The 18,462-nt window shown below is 68.6% G+C and carries 18 protein-coding genes; 10 read left to right on the top strand and 8 right to left on the bottom strand.

What is annotated here, in order from left to right:
• Positions 1–68 precede the first annotated feature (68 nt).
• Entirely contained in the window at positions 69–1,838 is a 1,770-nt protein-coding gene (locus tag IEX50_RS10295) for a putative 2OG-Fe(II) oxygenase (RefSeq protein WP_157176577.1), read from the top strand.
• A gap of 302 nt (positions 1,839–2,140) precedes the next feature.
• Here the strand turns inward: IEX50_RS10295 and IEX50_RS10290 are convergent, their stop codons facing one another.
• Positions 2,141–5,122 carry a TonB-dependent receptor domain-containing protein gene (locus IEX50_RS10290; RefSeq protein ID WP_184075110.1) on the bottom strand — a complete coding sequence of 994 codons (2,982 nt, stop codon included), beginning with the start codon at positions 5,120–5,122 and terminating at the stop codon, positions 2,141–2,143.
• A gap of 275 nt (positions 5,123–5,397) precedes the next feature.
• Here IEX50_RS10290 and IEX50_RS10285 point away from each other — a divergent pair, with 275 nt between their 5' ends.
• Positions 5,398–5,973 (top strand): hypothetical protein, encoded by a 576-nt coding sequence (locus IEX50_RS10285; protein ID WP_157176579.1) that lies wholly within the window; start codon positions 5,398–5,400, stop codon positions 5,971–5,973.
• A 4-nt stretch (positions 5,974–5,977) separates the two neighbouring features.
• On the opposite strand, the gene IEX50_RS10280 is transcribed toward IEX50_RS10285, so the two are convergent.
• Genes IEX50_RS10280 through xseA form a run of 5 tightly spaced genes read right to left on the bottom strand, consistent with a single transcriptional unit; the run spans position 5,978 to position 9,989 of the window.
• Positions 5,978–6,808 carry a M23 family metallopeptidase gene (locus tag IEX50_RS10280; protein ID WP_184075143.1) on the bottom strand — a complete coding sequence of 277 codons (831 nt, stop codon included), beginning with the start codon at positions 6,806–6,808 and terminating at the stop codon, positions 5,978–5,980.
• Between the two features lie 29 nt (positions 6,809–6,837).
• Complete coding sequence (locus IEX50_RS10275; protein ID WP_229673887.1) at positions 6,838–7,578, bottom strand: 2OG-Fe(II) oxygenase; 741 nt, start codon at positions 7,576–7,578, stop codon at positions 6,838–6,840.
• Positions 7,575–8,318 (bottom strand): 2OG-Fe(II) oxygenase, encoded by a 744-nt coding sequence (locus IEX50_RS10270; RefSeq protein ID WP_229673885.1) that lies wholly within the window; start codon positions 8,316–8,318, stop codon positions 7,575–7,577. The genes IEX50_RS10275 and IEX50_RS10270 overlap by 4 nt, the downstream gene beginning before the upstream one ends.
• The gene (locus IEX50_RS10265; RefSeq protein ID WP_157176581.1) at positions 8,315–8,521 is read right to left on the bottom strand and encodes a DUF2093 domain-containing protein; all 207 of its coding nucleotides are present in this window, start codon (positions 8,519–8,521) and stop codon (positions 8,315–8,317) included. Before IEX50_RS10265 ends, IEX50_RS10270 begins: the two co-directional genes overlap by 4 nt.
• A 37-nt stretch (positions 8,522–8,558) precedes the next feature.
• Positions 8,559–9,989 carry an exodeoxyribonuclease VII large subunit gene (xseA, locus tag IEX50_RS10260; RefSeq protein ID WP_229673883.1) on the bottom strand — a complete coding sequence of 477 codons (1,431 nt, stop codon included), beginning with the start codon at positions 9,987–9,989 and terminating at the stop codon, positions 8,559–8,561.
• On the opposite strand from xseA, the gene purD reads away from it, so the two are divergent.
• The 3 genes from purD (at position 9,988) to IEX50_RS10245 (ending at position 12,506) form a co-directional block, all read left to right on the top strand.
• Positions 9,988–11,277 carry a phosphoribosylamine--glycine ligase gene (gene purD, locus IEX50_RS10255; protein ID WP_157176583.1) on the top strand — a complete coding sequence of 430 codons (1,290 nt, stop codon included), beginning with the start codon at positions 9,988–9,990 and terminating at the stop codon, positions 11,275–11,277. The genes xseA and purD overlap by 2 nt on opposite strands.
• Positions 11,278–11,327: 50 nt before the next feature.
• Complete coding sequence (locus IEX50_RS10250; RefSeq protein ID WP_229673881.1) at positions 11,328–11,816, top strand: helix-hairpin-helix domain-containing protein; 489 nt, start codon at positions 11,328–11,330, stop codon at positions 11,814–11,816.
• Between the two features lie 186 nt (positions 11,817–12,002).
• Entirely contained in the window at positions 12,003–12,506 is a 504-nt protein-coding gene (locus IEX50_RS10245; RefSeq protein WP_157176584.1) for a hypothetical protein, read from the top strand.
• 45 nt (positions 12,507–12,551) lie between these two features.
• Here IEX50_RS10245 and IEX50_RS10240 read toward each other — a convergent pair whose 3' ends face one another.
• A complete protein-coding gene (locus IEX50_RS10240) occupies positions 12,552–13,853 on the bottom strand; it encodes a hemolysin family protein (protein WP_157176585.1) in 1,302 nt (433 codons plus the stop codon).
• A gap of 169 nt (positions 13,854–14,022) precedes the next feature.
• Between IEX50_RS10240 and IEX50_RS10235 the strand changes: the two genes are divergently transcribed.
• Positions 14,023–14,751, top strand: a complete 729-nt coding sequence (locus IEX50_RS10235; protein WP_157176586.1) for a YiaD family glycine zipper/OmpA-like lipoprotein — start codon at positions 14,023–14,025, stop codon at positions 14,749–14,751.
• Between the two features lie 127 nt (positions 14,752–14,878).
• Here the strand turns inward: IEX50_RS10235 and IEX50_RS10230 are convergent, their stop codons facing one another.
• Positions 14,879–15,445 carry an HNH endonuclease gene (locus IEX50_RS10230; protein ID WP_157176831.1) on the bottom strand — a complete coding sequence of 189 codons (567 nt, stop codon included), beginning with the start codon at positions 15,443–15,445 and terminating at the stop codon, positions 14,879–14,881.
• A 275-nt stretch (positions 15,446–15,720) separates the two neighbouring features.
• On the opposite strand from IEX50_RS10230, the gene IEX50_RS10225 reads away from it, so the two are divergent.
• The 4 genes from IEX50_RS10225 to IEX50_RS10210 all read left to right on the top strand — a co-directional run bounded on the left by IEX50_RS10225 (position 15,721) and on the right by IEX50_RS10210 (position 18,436).
• A complete protein-coding gene (locus IEX50_RS10225) occupies positions 15,721–16,569 on the top strand; it encodes a class I SAM-dependent methyltransferase (RefSeq protein ID WP_157176587.1) in 849 nt (282 codons plus the stop codon).
• A gap of 184 nt (positions 16,570–16,753) precedes the next feature.
• Positions 16,754–17,638 (top strand): tRNA glutamyl-Q(34) synthetase GluQRS, encoded by an 885-nt coding sequence (gene gluQRS / locus IEX50_RS10220; protein WP_157176588.1) that lies wholly within the window; start codon positions 16,754–16,756, stop codon positions 17,636–17,638.
• On the top strand, positions 17,638–17,865 hold the full coding sequence (locus tag IEX50_RS10215; protein WP_157176589.1) for an HIG1 domain-containing protein: 228 nt from the start codon (positions 17,638–17,640) through the stop codon (positions 17,863–17,865). The genes gluQRS and IEX50_RS10215 overlap by 1 nt, the downstream gene beginning before the upstream one ends.
• Before the next feature lie 4 nt (positions 17,866–17,869).
• Positions 17,870–18,436, top strand: a complete 567-nt coding sequence (locus IEX50_RS10210; protein ID WP_157176590.1) for a cob(I)yrinic acid a,c-diamide adenosyltransferase — start codon at positions 17,870–17,872, stop codon at positions 18,434–18,436.
• The last annotated feature ends 26 nt before the right edge of the window (positions 18,437–18,462 follow it).

Below are 18,462 nucleotides of genomic sequence, written 5' to 3'. Positions count from 1 at the left end.
CAGCCGCGACGCGTTTCCGTCGTCGCGGCTGGACAGCATCGGCCCGGCATCGCATCCTGTCAGACAATATGACCCCGCCGGACCCCAACCGCCTCTTCGCACAGGCCGAAGACGCCTTTCGCCGGCGCGACTATGCCGCGGCCCGGTGCGACCTGCTGGCCATCCGGCGCACGGTCGGCGTCCACCCGGTCGTCGCGCATCTGGCGGCGCTCGTCGAACAGGCCGACCGCCGGCCGGATGCCGCATGTGCCGCATTCGCCGACGCACTGGCCGCCGCACCCAATGATCCGCAGATCGCCAACAACTATGCTAATCTGCTCCACGACCTTGGCCGCACGGCGGACGCGCTGGCGCTGTTCGGGACCGCCATTGCCGCGCATCCGGATGTCGTCGATCTTCGCCGCAACCGTGCGCTGACCCTGCTGGCCGTGGGCGATCCGGCCGCCGCGCTCGCGGACATCGCGGTCGCGATGCGGCTGCGTCCGGATGTCGTCACCGTCACTGCTCAGGGCCAGGCGCTCCTCGCGCTCGGCCGGCTCGACGCCGCGGCGGATGCGTTCGACGCCGCCCTCGCCGCGGAACCGCAGCGGCTCGCGGCGCTGAAGGGCCGCGCACAGATTGCGCTGGCCCGCGGCGAGCCCGACGCCGTCGCCCGATACCGCACCCTCCATGCCCGCCCCGATCGCGATCCCGCCACGCTGCTCGGCCTCGCCGAAGCGCTCGAGGCGGTCGGCGATCCCGCCGGGTTGGCGCTACTGACCGACGCCGTCACCCAACAGCCGGACTGGATAGACGGGCAGGAACGGCTCGCCCGGATGCGATCGGAGGCCGGCATGGTCGACGATTGCGCCGAATTTCGCGCGGGGCTGGCCCGCCGTCCGCGCGACGCCGCTCTTCATGCGGCCTATTGGCAGGCGCTCGCCCGGGGGGGTCGGCATGCCGCCGCACTGGTGGCGCTGGAGGACAGCGGCCTCTGCGGCACCGACCCGGCATATCGTCTGACCGAGGCCGTCCTCGCCAGCGAGGCGGACCAGCCGGAACGCGCCACCGCGCTGTTCGCCACGCTCCCGCGCAGTTTCGACGGCGATCTGGCCCATGGTCGCCACGCCCTGCGGAACGGCGATCCCGCCGCAGCGGCCGCCCGGCTTGAGGCATGCGTCGCGGAACGCCCGGATGCGGTGTCGGCATGGGCGCATCTCGGCCTTGCGTGGTCGGTGCTGGAGGATCCGCGCGCGGACTGGCTCTACCGTCCCGATGTGTTCGTCCGCACACACGATCTTTCGCTCGATCAGGCCGCACTCGCCGATCTGGCCGAACGCCTGCGCGGGTTGCACCGCACGCGCGCGCACCCGATCGGCCAATCGCTGCGCGGCGGCACGCAAACGCGCGCCGCGCTGTTCGCGCACCACGACCCCGCCATCCGGGCGCTGCGTGATCGGTTGGCCGCGGCGGTAGCCGCGCATGTCACTGCCTTGCCGCCGGTCGATGCGGCCCATCCGCTGCTGCGCCACCGCCACGCGGCATTCGCGTTCGCCGGGTCGTGGTCCGTCCGACTGTCGGCCAGCGGCTTCCACGTCAGCCATATCCACCCGATGGGCGTGCTCAGTTCCGCCTGCTACATCGCGCTGCCCGCGGCCGTCGCGGACGAGGAGGCGCGCGCCGGATGGCTCGAAATCGGCCGCCCGCCCGCCGCGCTCGGTCTCGACCTGCCGCCCTTCGCAACGATCCGGCCGCAACCCGGCCGCCTCGTCCTGTTCCCCAGCTACGTCTTCCACGGCACCCGCCCGTTCGCGGACGGGGAACGGCTCAGCGTCGCGTTCGACGTGACCGCCTCCTGACCGTTCAGGACGGTCCGTGCGCTCATCCAAAGGCCGACCGAACAGTCCTGCCGCGATCAGTGCGGGTTCGCTGGTCTCCGCAGAGCCTCAACACTGACAAAGAATGTCTGGTGAACGCCGCTCCGACAGCAGAGCCGGACGCCGGCTGAAACCGACGTCCGAAGCACCGCGACGCAATAACGGCTGTCTGTTCCCCATCGCGCACGCCGGCGCAACCCGGCCGAACTCTCCACCAGTGCCACACACGAAAAAGGGCGGGGGACATCGTCCCCCGCCCCGCTTCGATCGTCCTTCCGCAGGGATTAGAAGCGGAAGTTGGCCGAGATGAAGAAGTCGCGGCCCAACACGTCATACGTGCCCGGGTAGGTGTTGGCCTGCTGCGCGTTCGATCCGATGATCGGCGGCGTCTTGTCGAGGATGTTGTTCACACCGCCGGCCAGCGAGAACTGATCGCTGACGTCGAATGCGACCGTCAGATCGTACTGGTTGTACGCCTTCAGGTTCTCGACGACATAGTCGACGCCGTCGTCGTCGTCCCGCACGCTGCCGACATGGCGCCAGCGGCCGCTGAGCGTGAACGGGCCGTCGATCAGCGAGAGACGCGAGCTCCACTTGAACTTCGCCTGCGGTTCGCCGCAGTTCAGACCGAACCGACCCGCGCATTCGATCGTGTCGGGCAATTCCGCGATCAGCTTGGTGTCGTTCTTCTCGGTCCACGTTCCGATGAACGAGAAGTTGAGCTTGCTCTCGCCACGACCGGTGACGCTGAAGCCGAGCGGCTGCGTATAGTCGACCGCAAGATCGATACCGGAGGTCTTGAGCGACGCGAGGTTGGCGTTGGTCGCCGCCACCACGTTGAACGTCCCGTCGGCATTGCCGGCACCGTCGATGATGCCGGTATCCGGGTTACGCTGGATCAGCTGACAGATCGCGCTGTTGCCGTCCTGCAACGTATTGTAGCAGAGGTCCAGGATGCTCGCGACGCCGCCACCGGCGGCGGATACGACGTTATCCACCTTCACGTTGAAGTAATCGACCGAGATATTCAGTCGCGGAATGAACGTCGGGCTGATGACCGTGCCGAAGGTGTAGGACGTCGACCGCTCTTCCGACAGGTCCGGGTTGCCGCCGAACGACCCCTGGATCTGCGTGTTCGGCTGCAGCGTGGCGCTGCCGACGAGGCCGGCGGGGACGCCGGTCGCGATGCAGGTTGCATTGATCGCCGCATCGTTCTGCGCACCGGCCACGGCACACGGATCGGTCGCATTCGGGAAGCCCTGCTGCTGACCGCCGAACAGTTCGCCGACGTTGGGTGCCCGGATCGCCTTCTGATACGTCGCGCGGAACAGGATGTCGCGGATCGGCGACCACTTCACGTCGCCAGCATAGGTGAAGACGCCACCGACCGCCTCAAGCGAATAGTCGGAATAGCGCGCGGCACCGTGCAGTTCGAGCAGGCGGACGAACGGCTGGTCGGCGACCAGCGGGACGTTCAGCTCGGCGAACGCTTCCTTGACGTTGTAACCGCCGGAAGTGGGCTGGCCGGCATTAAAGCCGATCACGTCACCCGAAGACAGCGCGGTATCGGGAATGAACCGGCTGTTGACCGAGCGATACTCGCCGCCGACCGCGAAGCCGACATCCTGTCCGCCCATGCCCAGGTTGAACAGGCTGCCCGAAAGGCTGCCCGATGCGACCTGAAGCACCGAGATGTCGTTGTTCTGCGACAGGATCGTGATCGAATCGAGCGCGTCGCCGCTGATGGTGCCTTCGCCGAACGGGTTGACCGAACCGTCCAGAACGCCGGCCGCAAACGCGCTGCGCGAAATGTTACCGTTCTGGACCTGCGAGTTGCGGGTCCGTGCATAGCTGTAATAGGCGTCGTAGTTCAGCTTGTCGCTGAGATCGCCCTTCACGCCAATCAACGTCCGGAACGCGTTCCGCTCGTCTTCCTGGATGCGGCTGCCGGTCTCGGTCACGCGGCGGTTGATCGTCAGCGACACAACGCCAGCCCCGGGAAGCGCTCCGGTACGGCCGCGCGCCACGTTTGCCGCGTTGATCGCGGCCTCGTTCGCGTCGATCTGGTTCAGCTGCGCAATGTCGGCGGCCGACAGATACTGCGACGAATTGGCGATGTTGACGTCGAACGTGCCCGTGACCGGCGTCGCGGCAAGCGCGTTCACGACGCGATTGTTCGCGAACGACACTTCCATGTAGCCCGTGACATGGTCGTTGACTTCATATTCGCCGTAGGCACCCGTCAGGAACCGCTCCTGCGGCACCTGAAGATAGTTGACCGGTGCGAAGTTGTAGGCGTCGGTCGTCTGATACGCACGCGACGTGCCCGGCGTGGCGAAGATCGCGCCATTGCCGGTGTAGTTCGTCCCGGCCGCCCGATTGAGCGTGACCGCCCCCAAGCCGTTGCCCGCGGCGACCGCCTGCGTGCCGGCAGCGGCGAAGCGCCCCGCCGGAATCGTGGCAGAACCGCCGACGACGAGGCCGGACGCGCCGTCCTGCTGTGCGAAGCGCGAGAAGTCGCGGTCGCCCTGGAACACGGCCTTGCGCTTGTAATATTCGGCGTACGCCGTGATGTGGCCACGGCCGTCCGCGAAATCAGTGCCCATCGCGATATGCGAATCCCACCGCGCGCCGTCACCCTGTTCGGTCAGCGAATACTGGCTGCCGATTTCGATGCCGTTCAGATTGTTGCGCAGGCGGAAGTTGACGACACCCGCGATCGCGTCCGAACCGTACACGGCCGATGCGCCACCGGTCACAACGTCGACGCCTTCGAGCAGGAAGCTCGGAATCACGTTCAGATCGGTGATCTGGGACGTATCGTAGAACATGTAACGACGGCCGTTGACCAGCACCAGCGTGCGGGCCGCGCCTAGGGCACGCAGGTTCAGGGTGGCGACACCGCCGCCCGGGTTGTTCGAGAAGGACGTTGTGCCGGGCACGACTTGCGGCAGCGTGTTGATGACGCTTTCCACGTTCACCGCGCCCGAGAGCTTGAATTCTTCGCTCGACACCACCGTCAGCGGGCTCGACGACGACAGGTCGCGGCGCGCGATGCGCGAACCGGTGACGACGATCGCGCCTGCATCGCTGTCGGACGGCGAAGCGGTGGCCGAACCGGTCGGCACGGCGGACAGGCCGTTGTCCTGGCTGGTCGGGCTTCCGGCCTGCGCGAAGGCGGGTGCGGACACCATTGCAAGGCACAGTGCAGCCGATGCTGCACCCGTGCGCAGCGCGCGACGGCGGATATCGAACTCGGAAGTCATGATGTTGCCCCTTATCTCTTAGCGAGATCGATGCGCCTGTTGACGCCTTCGACCCATCGGCTGGACCGGCTGCCCGTTTTTCTCGTTTCAGCCGCTCCGTGACCGGAACTTGTCCGGCGTCCGCAAGCAAGTAAAGCCGGGACGTTGCGCTGCAACACGATCGCCTCCTTTGTGTCGCTTTCTTGCAACATTCGATCAAAGGCGATACCAAACCGCCTGTTCGGTGTCGGATTTCCCATACTGGACAGCGGGCCGTTATGGGGTACCAATCGGCCATGGCCCAGCTCCCGCTCCGCACGCCCCGCGCGCCTTTCCTCACCATCGCCGCCGCGCTGTCGTGCGGCACGGTGCCGGCCCATGCGGCGGACACGCCCCCGGCCCGCCCCGCGGTGTTCCAGTCGCTGATTGCCTGCCGCGACATTGGCGTCGCGGCTGATCGGCTCGCCTGCTTCGATCGGGAATCGGCGCTGCTGGACAAGGCCGAACGCAACCGCGACGTCGTGGTGGTGGATCGCGGGCAGGTCCGCGCCGCACGCCGCACGCTGTTCGGGCTGACGCTCCCGTCGCTTGTCCTGTTTGGCGGCGAACGCGACCGCGACACGCCCGAAGGCAAGGCGGAAGCGGCGGAGGTCGACCGGCTCGAAACCACGATCCGCGGCGCATCGCGCACCGCGATGGGCAAATGGATCATCGTGCTGCAGGACGGCGCGCGCTGGGTCCAGATCGACGAGCGCTCGCTGCCCAGCGACCCGCGCGCCGGACAGCCGATCCGCATCCGCCGGGCCGCAATGGGAAGCTACCTGGCGAACGTGAACAACCAGATCGCGATCCGCGTCCGCCGCGAAAACTGATGGCTTAGCCGGGCAGTTTGGCCGGCGGTTCAACCGACATCGGCCCCGCCAGCCGCGCAGGATCGACACGCTGGTCACGCACCATCACCGCCCAGTGCAGATGCGGCCCGGTCGACCGCCCAGTCGTGCCGATCGCACCCAGCAACTGGCCGCGCCGCACGCGCTGACCATCGACCACGTCGATGCGCGACAGATGCAGGAACGCGCTGTTCATCCCTGCCCCATGATCGACGATCAACAGCCGCCCTTCGAGCGTGAACGGGCTCGCCGCCGCCAGCACGACCATCCCGTCCGCCGGCGCCCGCACTACCGTTCCGGTTGGGCGCGCGATGTCCACGCCGGCATGGACCGCCCCCGGTTCGCCGGCATAGATTCGCTGCGATCCGAACACGCCGCTGATCCGCCCCGTCACCGGCCAGTCGAACCGGCCGCGCCAGCCATCCCCCGGCACCCGCCGCGCGCGTGCCGCCGCGATCTGCGCCAGTTCGCCCTCGCGTCGCACCCGGAATACCTCGGTCGGCGGGGTACTGCGGGACAAGGTGGGTAGCGACTGCACCGACCAGCGCCGGCTCGCCACGGTCAGCAGGCGGACCGATTCGCTGCCATCCGCCCGCGTCGCCACCAACCGTGCCTGCGGCCCCGCATCGCGCCCGAACCCCAGGATGAACGATCCGTCCGCGGCAAACGGCACGTCCGTCCCGTCGATCCGCAACGTCGCGGTTCCGTCCGGCACCGTGCCGCGGATCACCCCCCCCTGTTCCGCCGTCCCATCGACGACCAGCGCGGCACCCGCAGGCGGCCCTCCCGCCGGGGCTGCCACCGCGACCGCCGCCATGCTCACCGCCGCTGCGGCCAGCACAACCCTCACGATGGCTGCGTCCCGCCACGCAGCCAGCCCGTCATCCCGTAGCGCCGATAGGCCGCCGCCGGGGCCACCAGCGACACGCTGTGCAGTTGCGGCACCGCGAACAGCGTCAGCACATTATGCGCCGGCGACCATCCGTCGACCGCGTCGCCGTCATGGAACAGCAGTAGCCCGCCCCATTCGGTCCGCCAGACCGGCGTCAGACCGAACACATAGGCCGCGTGCCGATCCTTGCCCGCCACCGCATCGTCATGCCCCGTCAGGAAATCGCCCGGCGCGAACGCCGTCGCCTGCGCATCGGCGAACCGGATCGCCGCCGCGCCGGTCACCATCCGCAACAGCGCGCGGACCGCACCGCCGGACATGAACTGCGCGAACCGGTCGATTGGCTCGCCGCGCGCGGCCCGGGCGGCGTCACCATCGTCGACCCGTACCGATTCGAACCGGTACTGGAACCCCGATCGCGCGCCCGCCGTCACCGCCGCGTCCAGCGCGGCAACCTGCGCCGGCGTCATCGCCGCGCGGGTCGGCCGGTCGAGCTCGAACGTCTTCGCGCCGCTGTTCACCACCTGCCGCCAGTCCTCGCGCTGGCGCAGATGCGCGTGCAACGCGTCCGCGCTCTCCGCCGTCAGGAACGGCGCGATCCGCACGCGTCCCGATGCGGCATAGGTCACCGCCAGCGCGTCGGCGTCGATCCCCGCTGCAAGCTGGAATAGGGTCTCGCCGCCCGGTGCCGTCACCGGTCGCGGAACCAGCCGGTGATCGCGAACCGCTCCAGCGGGGCGAACGGCGGCACATAGGTCACGTTGTGACGCTGCGGCACGCGGAACAGGTTGAGCGCGTTGAACCGCGGGCGGAACCCCGCCTTCACATCACCGTCCGCATCGTAGAAGTTCAGGTAGCCGCCCCAGTCTGGACGCCAGTCCACAGCGCAGAGGTTCAGGACATAGGCGACGCGGCGGCTCTCGCCGGCATGAGCGTCGTCATGTTCCGACAGGAACTGGTTCGGCCGGTACAGCGTCGCCTGCGCATCGGCCTTCACCAGCTCCGGTATCCCCGTCACACCGCGCACGAAATCGAGGAACGGCGCATCGTTCAGATGTTCGAGCAGCAGGTCGTGCGGCCCACCCGGCGCCCACTTCTTCAGATATGCCTCCAGCATCGGATATTGCGAGAACAGGAACGCATAGCCGCGCCCCGTCATCGCCGTGCCGATCGCTTGCCCGACGCGCCCCTGTTCGGCCGCCGGTACCTGCGGCAACGCGCCGGCCCGCACCATATGCGGTCCGTCGCCGTCCGCCTGCCACGCAATGCCCCACGGCGTGTGCCGCAACACGTCGTGCGTCGTGCGTGCCGCCGCTTCGGTCAGCACGGAGCGGATCTGCACCCGCCCGTCGCGTGCGAAACGCGCGGCGATCTCCGCCCGGTCGAGCGCGGGATTCAGCGCCAGCAACGCCCGCGGAGCATCCGGCTGATTCACGCGATCGGCGGCGGCAGCATCGCCGCGCTCGCCGCCTGCGCGGTCGCATAGGGTTCCTGCCGCTCGACGCTCCAATATTTCAGATTGTCCAGTGGGATCGCGACACCCGTCTGCGCGCACACGACATGGTCGCCACGCACCAGCATCCGGAAATTATTGGCCATATAATGCAGCTTGGCGGGCCGCCCCGGGGACATCAACATGGCAGGATACGCATCAACATCGACATCGTGACGGCACTCACTCGAACAGTCCGGGCTGATCCGCCCTGACCTTTGGATAGGGGGCTGCCCCGGCTTTCTCAACCCGCGCATCGACTGCGCCGTCCGCGAAGTGCAGCGTCAACAACCCCGCCGCCCGCGCCGCCGCCGCGGTGGTCAGCACGCTGCCGTCGCCGCGCCGCTCCACCTTCACATAGCCGCGCGCCAGCGGCCGGTTCGGATCGAGCTGCTCCAGCAACCGCCCCGCCTGCGCGACTTGGCGACCACGCTCCGCCAACGGCCGCTGCACCAGCACGGGCGAAAACCGCGCCGCCGCCAGCCGCGCGCCTGCCCGCTCCGCCCGGTGGCGCAACAACGCCGGCCGCAAAGCCCCCGCCGCATGCGCCAGGTCCCCACGCGCCACCGCCAGCCGCCGCCCCAGCGCGCGCGGCAACCGGTCGCCCAGCTCGTCCAGCCTTTGCCGCTGTGGGCTGAGCAACGTCTCCGCGGTCGGCAACCGCCGCGCCGTCCCCACCAGCCGCTCGTCCGCCCGCTCGCGGTACCGCGTCGCACAGCGGAATGTCCGGTTCGACAGGCTCCGCACCGCCTCCAGCAGTTCGGCCCGCACCGGCACCGCCATCTCGGCCGCCGCGGTCGGCGTCGGCGCGCGCCGGTCCGCGGCAAAATCGGCCAGCGTCGTGTCGGTCTCGTGGCCCACGGCGGAGATGATCGGGATCCGGCAGTCCGCGATCGCGCGCACCACCACTTCTTCGTTGAAGGCCCACAGATCCTCGATCGACCCGCCGCCGCGCGCCACGATCACCAGGTCCGGCCGCGGGATCGCGCCATCCGCAGCCATGGCATCGAACCCGGCGATCGCGCGCGCCACCTGACCTGCCGCCGCCTCGCCCTGCACCGCAACCGGCCAAACCAGCACATGCGTCGGGCACCGATCGCGCAACCGGTGGAGGATGTCGCGGATCACCGCGCCGGTCGGCGACGTCACCACGCCGATCGTCCGCGGCAGGAACGGCAGCGCCACCTTCCGCTCCTCACCGAACAGCCCTTCCGCCGCCAGCATCCGCCGCCGCTGGTCGAGCAGCGCCATCAGCGCGCCCGCCCCCGCGATCTCCATCCGCTCGATCACGATCTGGTATTTCGACCGGCCGGGATAGGTCGTCAGCTTGCCGGTGGCGATCACCTCCATTCCGTCCTCGGGCCGGAAGCGGAGCGATGCCGCCTGCCCCTTCCACACCACGCCGTCGATCACCGCGCGGTCGTCCTTCAACGCCAGATAGCAATGCCCCGACGTGTGCCGCTTCCACCCCGAAATCTCACCGCGCACCCGGACGTGGCCGAACGCGTCCTCCACGCTGCGTTTCAGCGCACCGGACAGTTCGGACACGGAAACCGCCGCTGCGTTGTCGCCGGGCACCGGCTCGGCTAGGAGGCCGTCAAAAGGGGAAGCCATGAACATCCTGTTGCTGGGGTCCGGGGGTCGCGAACATGCGCTTGCGTGGAAACTCGCGCAATCGCCGTTGCTGGGTAGCCTGCATGCCGCGCCTGGCAACCCCGGCATTGCGGCGCACGCGGTCTGCCATGCGCTCGATGCGGCGGATCATGCCGCCGTCGTCGCATTCTGCACCGAACATGCGATCGACCTCGTCGTGATCGGGCCGGAGGCGCCGCTGGTCGACGGCCTCGCCGATACGCTCCGCGCCGCGCGCGTGCCGGTGTTCGGCCCGTCGCGCGCCGCCGCCGCACTCGAAGGGTCGAAGGGCTTCACCAAGGATCTCTGCGCGCGCGCCGGCATCCCGACCGCCGCCTATGTCCGCTGCACCACGCTGGCCGAGGCGTCCGCGGCGCTCGCCGGCTTCACGCTCCCCGTCGTGATCAAGGCGGACGGCCTCGCCGCGGGCAAGGGCGTCGTCATCGCCACCACCGCGGCGGAGGCGACCGCCGCGCTCGAGACCATGTTCGACGGCGGCTTTGGCGCGGCCGGCGCAGAGGTCGTGATCGAAGCGTTCCTGACCGGCGAGGAAGCCAGCCTGTTCGCGCTGACCGACGGCACCGCGGTGGTCGCCCTCGGCTCCGCGCAGGATCACAAGCGCGTCGGCGAGGGCGACACCGGCCCCAACACCGGCGGCATGGGCGCCTACAGCCCCGCCCGCGTGCTGACGCCGGAACTGGAGGCCCGCGTGATGGCGGAGATCATCCTGCCCACCGTCCGCGTGATGGCGGATGCCGGCACGCCTTATTCCGGCGTGCTCTATGCCGGGCTGATGCTCACCCCCACCGGGCCGCAGCTGATCGAGTACAACGCCCGCTTCGGCGACCCGGAGACGCAGGTGCTGATGCCGCGGATCGAGGGCGACCTGCTCCCGCTGCTGTTCGCCACCGCCACCGGCACGCTGGCCGATGCCCCCCATCCGCGCCTGTCGCACGACTGCGCGCTGACCGTGGTGCTGGCGGCGGACGGCTATCCCGGCACGCCCGCGCGCGGCGGCACGATCACCGGGCTGGACGGCGCGGCGATGACCGGTGCCACCGTCTTCCACGCCGGCACCGCGCGGTCGGAGGACGATCGGCTGATCGCGGTCGGCGGCCGCGTGCTGGCGGTCACCGCGACCGGCCGCACCGTCACCGCGGCGCGCGACAAGGCCTATGCCGCTGTCGACGCGATCGATTTCCCCACCGGCTTCTGCCGCCGCGACATCGGCTGGCGCGAGGCCGCGCGCGAGGCGGCCGACAGCGCCTGACTTCGTATTCCTAACCTTCCCATGACCGACCGATCCGAACAGGGCCCTCCATGCTGACCACCTCACCCGACATGAACACCATCGGCCTCGTCATCGGGGCGGCCATCGTGCTCGTCCTGATCCTGACTTTGCTGCTCCGCGGCCGCCGCACGCCGACCGACCGCGTGACCGGCCAGGAGGGCGACAGCGTCGCCGACGGCGCCGCCGCCGCGATCGAGGATACGATCGGCCAACTGCTCGGCGTCGATGCGCACCCCGACGTCCCGCCCCCTGTCGCCCTCCCCGAACCGGTCGGCGACCCGGACGTCCTGACCACGCTCAAGGGCCTGGGCCCCAAGGCCGCCACCCGCCTCGGCGAACTCGGCATCACCCGCTTCGACCAGCTCGCCGCACTCGACGCGACGCAACAGGCCGCGATCGACAGCCAGATGGGCCCCTTCAAGGGCCGCCTCCAAAAGGACCGCTGGATCGAACAGGCCAGCTACCTCGCCAAGGGTGACCGCGCCGGCTTCGAAACCCAGTTCGGCAAGCTCGGCTGAGACAGAGACCGCGCCCGCCCGTCCGCCTTCCACCCGACAGGCTCCCAGTCGTTGCTGCTCGGCTCGGCGACTAGGGGCCTGACATCGGGGCAAATCTGGAGCGCCAACGGACTTGGATCCGTCATGAATGCTGGGATAGCCTGCCAGGACAGGCACGCCTTCCCTCCTCGGACATTGCACAGCATCATGACGCTCAATCGAACCTCGATGCTTCTGTGTGCGCTGCTGGTGGGCTGCGCCCCGGCACTGGACCGGTCTGCCGGCGTCGGCCCGATCACGCCCGACTATACCGTCAATGTCGCGAGTCCGTGGATCACGCCGGAACAGGCGGTCATGCTGGCGGCCGCATCGCCGGATGGTATCCGCGGGACGTTCCGCCTCGTGGTCCGCGCGTCTGGTCGGCAGAGCGGCAACCTCTATCTGAATTCCGAACAGGACTATCGGGACCCCCGCAACATCACGCTCGTCATTCCGGCCGCGCTGACAAGCCAACCGGACGATCGCTTCCGCAAACCCGTCGAGACCCGGCTGAGCGGGCACGCGCTGCTCGTCGTCGGGACGGCCCGCAAGACACGTATCAACTTCCTGGCCGGCGGCCGACCAACGGGCAAATACTACTTCCAGACCCACGTCGTTGTGCATGACATGCGACAACTGACCGATCTGGGTCCGGTCTCGGACGACCGCTAAGCCGGTGCCTGACCCGGCACCGACGGTCCGCCGTAGATGCCGCAGCTACCCCCGCTTACCCACCCGCGTTGCCAGCACCTTGTCGATCTTGCGGCCGTCGATGTCGACCACTTCGAACTTCCAGTCGCGGTCGCGGTACACTTCGCCAACCTTCGGCAGGTGGCGCAGCACCGACAGCGCGTGGCCCGCGACGGTTGCATAGTCGCGGTCCTCGGGCAGCGTGAAGTCCAGCCGTTCCGCCATCGCATCCGCCGCGCAGGAACCGGACAGCAGGAAACTGCCGTCCTCGCGCTCGTGGATCGGCGGGTCGCTGTCGTCGTCGCGGTCCGATGCGAACGCGCCGGCGATCGCGGCGAGCAGGTCGGCCGGCGTCACCAGCCCTTCGAAATGGCCATACTCGTCATGGACGAGCGCCACCGGCACCTCCGCCTCGCGCAGCACGCCCAGCACGTCCATCGCGTCCATCCGGTCGGTCACTACCGGCGCGTCGCGGGTCAGCGCGCGCAGATCGATCGCCTCGCCCGCGATCAGAGCCGCGACCAGGTCGCGCGCCTGCACCACGCCGATGATCTCGTCGACCGATCCGTTCGCCACCGGGATCCGGCTGTGCGGCATCTCGGCCAGCCGCATCGCCAGCGTCTCGGGCTCCGCGTCCAGGTCGATCCATTCCACCTCGGTCCGCGGCGTCATCACCTCGCGCACCGGGCGGTCGGCCAGCCGCACGACACCACTGATGATCGCCCGCTCGCTTTCCTCGATCACGCCGGCGTTGGACGCCTCGGCAACGATCATGTGAAGCTCTTCGGCGGTGACGTGATTCTCCGATTCGCGGTCCAGCCGCAGCAGGCGGAAGATCAGCATGCTCGTCCCGTCGAGCAGCCAGACGAACGGTGCGGTCACCCACGCCATCCCGCGCATCACCGGTGCCATCACCACCGCAATGGCCTCGGGCGCGCGCAGTGCGAACTGCTTGGGCACCAGTTCCCCGATGATCAGCGAGGCATAGGTGGTGAGCGCGATGACGACCCCGAAGCCCCAGCTGGCGGGCAGTCCGATCGCGGCCAGCCGTTCGCCGACGGGTCCGCCCAGGCTCGATCCCGAATAGGCGCCCGACACGATCCCGATCAGCGTGATGCCGATCTGCACCGTCGACAGGAACCGCCCCGGATCGTTCGCCAGCTTCAGCGCGGCGCGCGCGCCATGCTTGCCGGCGCGGGCCATCGCCTCCAGCCGCTGCTTGCGTGCGGACACGATCGCCAGTTCGGACATCGCGAACACGCCGTTCAGCGCGACAAGCGCCAGGATGATCGCAAGGTCGATCCACGGAAAGGGGGAAGCGTCGGTCATGGGCGCAGTGCGTCTTTGAACGAAAGCGGCGGGCGCCACAATGGCGGATCATCGGCCGTCGTCCGTGCGGTTCCTACGACCAAACGATCAGGTGCCGTTCAGCACGGATGCGGAACAAGCTCGTCAAAGCCGGGTTTCCCGGTGCAATCTACGACTAGGATCCCCAACGATGCGCAACCTGAAGATCACCGCCGCCGCCATGCTGGCGCTCACCGCCACCACCGCCTGCGTCACCGACCCCAATACGGGCGAACAGCGCGTGTCGCGCGCCGCAATCGGCGCGGGTCTCGGTGGCCTCGGCGGGCTGCTCGCGGGCGACGTGCTCGGCGGGCGCCGTGATCGGACGGAGAAGATCGTCGGCGCGGGCATCGGTGCGATCGCCGGTGGTGCGATCGGCGGCTACATGGACCGGCAGGAACAGGCGCTCCGCCGCCAGACCGCGGGCACCGGCGTGGAGGTCACGCGCGACGGCGACGACCTGCTGCTGAACATCCCGTCGGGCATCACGTTCGACACGAACAGCTACGCGATCCAGCCGCAGTTCCGCACGACGCTCGACCAGGTCGCGCAGACGCTGAGCCAGTATAACCAGACCATGGTCGACGTGTACGGCCATACCGATTCAACCGGCGGCGACCAGATCAACATTCCCCTGTCCGAAAACCGCGCCCGCTCGGTCGCCGACTATCTCACCACCCGCGGCGTCCAGTCCGCCCGCCTCGCCACCCGCGGCTTCGGCAGCAGCCAGCCGGTCGCGTCGAACGACACCGTCGACGGTCGCGCCCAGAACCGCCGCGTCGAAATCAAGATCGTCCCGGTCAGCGACAACAACGCACAGGACGACCGCCCGTACCCCGACGACCGCAACGCCCGCCCTCGCCGCGACCGCGGCTACTGATCGAAAGGGGCCTCGCGTAAGAGTGACGCCGTTTCTTCCAAGCCCCTCCCTTTCAAGGGAGAGGGCTGGGGGTGGGTGCAACAGCACCACAAACACTACTTCGCCGGCAAAGAACTCTAGCGGCAGCTCAAGCCTCCAGCTCGATGTCCCAATACAGCCAGTCCAGCCAGCTTTGGTGCAGATAATGCGGCGGGAAACTCCGCCCATGCTCCTGTAACTGCCACGTCGTCGGCCGGATTGGCTGGACGTACAGCGCCATCTTCGCCTGCTGCGGCGTCCGCCCGCCCTTGCGCAGGTTACAAGGAGCACACGCGGTCGCGACATTCTCCCATGTCGTCCGCCCGCCCTGCGACCGCGGGATGACGTGGTCGAACGTAAGGTCGCTCTGCACCCCGCAATATTGGCATGCGAACCGGTCGCGCAGGAACAGGTTGAACCGCGTGAACGCCGGATGCTGCGACGGCTTCACATATTGCCGGAGCGCGATGACCGACGGCAGCTTCATCACATGCGTCGGGCTGTGCACCTCGCGCGCGTAATGATCGACGATGTCGACGCGCTCCAGGAACACCGCCTTGATCGCGGTCTGCCACGGCCACAGGCTCAGCGGATAATAGCTCAGCGGAGTATAGTCGGCGTTCAGCACCAGCGCCGGACAGCTGTCGGGATGCCGCAACAGGTCGGGGTGCTTCAACAGATCGGGATGGTACATCGTACGACGACTGCCTTCCACCAGTGGGTGGAGACATCGGTCATACCGGTTCACCGGTCCCGTCGCACGCGGGGCGCAAGCGGCCGGTAGGCCCTACGTCTCCGTCATCGCGACCCTGACGAAAGGCCGTGACAAGCGCATGACACCACCACGATGATTCCAGGTCAACCCCCTTGTGCGCCGGTCTTCACGCCCGCTGTCGTTGACACGGCAACTGGGCCTGGCCAGAAAGTCCGAAAGGATTGGATGTAATCGGAATGGGTATTGATCTCTGGAACCTCCAGTTCCTGCTTGAATCCTACAAGCTGTGCGGCCCGATGGGCGACACGGTACAGATTGGTCGGCAGGAATTGCACGTCCCCCCGCAAGCCTATGATCATGCGGACGCACTGTTCCGTCGCGCCGGGCTGAACATCGGCTACGAGGAGGCATGCGGCGGCAAGCGCTATGCCGACGAGGGCTTGCTGCAGAGCATAGGCGCCACCAACGTCCGTACGGCCGATGCGTCTGCCTACGAAGGCGCCGATATCGTCCATGATTTCAACGATCCGATCGACCCGGCGCTGCATCAGGCGTTCGACACGGTGTTCGACGCGGGATCGCTCGAACATATCTTCAACGTGCCCGGCGCGATCGCGAACGAGATGAACATGGTGAAGGTCGGCGGTCGCCTGCTATCGACGCTGCCCGCGAACAACTGGCTCGGTCACGGCTTCTACCAGTTCAGCCAGGAATTCCCGTACCGCGTCTTCACGCCCAGCAATGGCTTCACCGTCCTGCGCGCTTTCTTCTCCGAAATGGCCGACAATCACGAATTTCTGGTGATCGAGGATTTGTTCCGCCGCGCGGGCGGTGAAATCGGCCCGACGAACACCAACACCGGCCTGCTCGTCATCGCGCCCAAGACCGCGCACGTCCCGCTGTTCAAGCGCTGGCCGCAACAGGGCGACTATCACTCCGAATGGGAAAAACACGGTGACGCCGGCAATGCCCCCGCCGCGGGCGCCATCGCCGGAACGCCGTCCGCTGTCGCAACCAACCCCGCCGCGTCGCAATCGCCCGGCCTGCTTGCCTCCGTCGCGCGCAAACTGGGCCTCGCCGGCTGAACCGAACACAGGTCGAACCCCATATTGTCATCCCGGCGAAAGCCGGGATCTTCCTCTGGTAAAATGCCATATCTGAACCAAACGCGATCACGGCCCGCGCCGGGATGACGGGTGGAAGCGCCAGACCCGCACGGCATGTCCCGCACACTCTCCCCCTGATCTCCCGGGCACGCTACACACCCCCATGCCCCCCACCACCCGCTTCGCCCCCAGCCCGACCGGCAAGCTCCACCTCGGCCACGCCGTCTCCGCGATCCGCGCGCACGATTTCGCGCGCAACAACGCCGGCCGCTTCCTCGTCCGGATCGAGGACATCGATCCCGGCCGCAGCCGCCCGGAGCATGTCACGACGATCCTCACCGACCTCGCCTGGCTCGGGCTGAGTTGGGACGGCCCGGTCCTTCACCAGTCCACCCGCCTCCCCGCCTACGCCGCCGCTCTGGACCAACTCCGCGCCGCAAAGCTCCTCTACCCCTGCACCTGCACCCGCGCGGAAATTGCCGCCGAGATCGCCGCCAGCGCCAGTGCCCCGCACGGCCCGGCAGCGATCTACCCCGGCACCTGTCGCCGCCGCGCGCCCGATCCCACCCGCGTCGCCGCGTGGCGGCTCGACATGGCCGCCGCCACCTCACGCGCCGGCCCGTTCGACTGGCACGACGCGACCGCCGGCACGGTCCGCGCCACCCCCGAGCACCACGGCGACGTCGTCCTCGCCCGGCGGGACGCCCCCGCCTCCTACCACCTCGCCGTCACGCTCGACGATGCGCACCAGGGCGTCACCGACATCGTCCGCGGCGTCGATCTGTTCGAGGCCACCCATGTCCACCGCCTGCTCCAGGCGCTGCTCGGCCTCCCCGTACCACGCTACCACCACCACCCGCTGATGCTCGGCCCCGACGGCCGCCGGCTGGCGAAACGCGACGGCGCCCCCGCGATCGCCGACTTGCGCAGCGCGGGACAGGACGGCGCCGCGCTCGCCGCCGAACTGCGCGCCGCGATCGCACTATCCGCGCCCGCTGCGACACTATGTCCATTGGCACCGCGCCCCGCCGGGACTATCTCTCCCTGATGGAAACCTTCCTCATCATCCTGATCGTCCTCGCCGCGATCGGCGCACTGGTTTCGTTGATCCGCGGCATCGTTGCGTTTCTGAAGACCAGCCAGGCCGATCTGACCGGCACCGGTCCCAACGTGTCCGGCCTGCGCCAGAACAAGATGATGTGGCGCCGCATCCAGTTCCAGGCGCTCGCCGTCGTGCTGGTCGTGCTGTTCCTGATGCTCAGCCGCCCGGCCTGACATCATGGTGAACCTGACGAAGATCTACACCCGCACCGGCGACGGCGGCGAAACCGGCCTGGTCGACGGATCGCGCATCCCCAAGTCCGACGCCCGGCTCGAGGCGATGGGCGACGTCGACGAGGCGAACAGCGCGATCGGCGTCGCGCTGTCCCACGACATGCCGGAGGCCGCGCGCGCCATGCTCGGCCGCATCCAGAACGAACTGTTCGATCTCGGCGCCGACCTCGCCACGCCGGGGCAGGATTTCGCGCCCTCCGACATGGCGCTGCGGATCATCCCCGACCAGGTCGCCCGGCTGGAACATGAGATCGACGCGATGAACGAGGCGCTCGCCCCGCTGCGCAGCTTCATCCTGCCCGGCGGCACGCCCGCCGCCGCCGCGATCCACCTCGCCCGCGCCATCGCCCGCCGCGCCGAACGCGCCTGCGTCGTCGCGGACGGCACCGTCGGCCTCAACCCGGTTGCGCTGGCCTATGTGAACCGGCTGTCCGACCACCTCTTCGTCCTCGCCCGCCACGTCCAGTCCGCCGCCGGCGACATCCTCTGGCAACCCGGCGCGACGCGTTAAGGGCTGAGCATTACGCGTTCCCCGGC

Source organism: Sphingomonas prati, from assembly GCF_014643515.1.
In the GTDB taxonomy this organism is placed as follows: Bacteria; Pseudomonadota; Alphaproteobacteria; order Sphingomonadales; family Sphingomonadaceae; genus Sphingomonas_R; species Sphingomonas_R prati.
This window is presented reverse-complemented; position numbering and strand designations above follow the sequence as displayed.

What these genes read in the sequence shown, in the direction of transcription:
- gluQRS (WP_157176588.1), top strand. Translation starts at nt 16,754, where the DNA reads ATGCCCCCCACCACCCGCTTCGCCCCCAGCCCGACCGGCAAGCTCCAC.
- IEX50_RS10285 (WP_157176579.1), top strand. Translation starts at nt 5,398, where the DNA reads ATGGCCCAGCTCCCGCTCCGCACGCCCCGCGCGCCTTTCCTCACCATC.
- purD (WP_157176583.1), top strand. Translation starts at nt 9,988, where the DNA reads ATGAACATCCTGTTGCTGGGGTCCGGGGGTCGCGAACATGCGCTTGCG.
- IEX50_RS10280 (WP_184075143.1), bottom strand. Translation starts at nt 6,808, where the DNA reads ATGGCGGCGGTCGCGGTGGCAGCCCCGGCGGGAGGGCCGCCTGCGGGT.
- IEX50_RS10265 (WP_157176581.1), bottom strand. Translation starts at nt 8,521, where the DNA reads ATGTTGATGTCCCCGGGGCGGCCCGCCAAGCTGCATTATATGGCCAAT.
- IEX50_RS10235 (WP_157176586.1), top strand. Translation starts at nt 14,023, where the DNA reads ATGCGCAACCTGAAGATCACCGCCGCCGCCATGCTGGCGCTCACCGCC.
- IEX50_RS10210 (WP_157176590.1), top strand. Translation starts at nt 17,870, where the DNA reads ATGGTGAACCTGACGAAGATCTACACCCGCACCGGCGACGGCGGCGAA.
- IEX50_RS10295 (WP_157176577.1), top strand. Translation starts at nt 69, where the DNA reads ATGACCCCGCCGGACCCCAACCGCCTCTTCGCACAGGCCGAAGACGCC.
- IEX50_RS10225 (WP_157176587.1), top strand. Translation starts at nt 15,721, where the DNA reads ATGGGTATTGATCTCTGGAACCTCCAGTTCCTGCTTGAATCCTACAAG.
- IEX50_RS10215 (WP_157176589.1), top strand. Translation starts at nt 17,638, where the DNA reads ATGGAAACCTTCCTCATCATCCTGATCGTCCTCGCCGCGATCGGCGCA.
- xseA (WP_229673883.1), bottom strand. Translation starts at nt 9,989, where the DNA reads ATGGCTTCCCCTTTTGACGGCCTCCTAGCCGAGCCGGTGCCCGGCGAC.
- IEX50_RS10250 (WP_229673881.1), top strand. Translation starts at nt 11,328, where the DNA reads ATGCTGACCACCTCACCCGACATGAACACCATCGGCCTCGTCATCGGG.
- IEX50_RS10245 (WP_157176584.1), top strand. Translation starts at nt 12,003, where the DNA reads ATGACGCTCAATCGAACCTCGATGCTTCTGTGTGCGCTGCTGGTGGGC.
- IEX50_RS10240 (WP_157176585.1), bottom strand. Translation starts at nt 13,853, where the DNA reads ATGACCGACGCTTCCCCCTTTCCGTGGATCGACCTTGCGATCATCCTG.
- IEX50_RS10290 (WP_184075110.1), bottom strand. Translation starts at nt 5,122, where the DNA reads ATGACTTCCGAGTTCGATATCCGCCGTCGCGCGCTGCGCACGGGTGCA.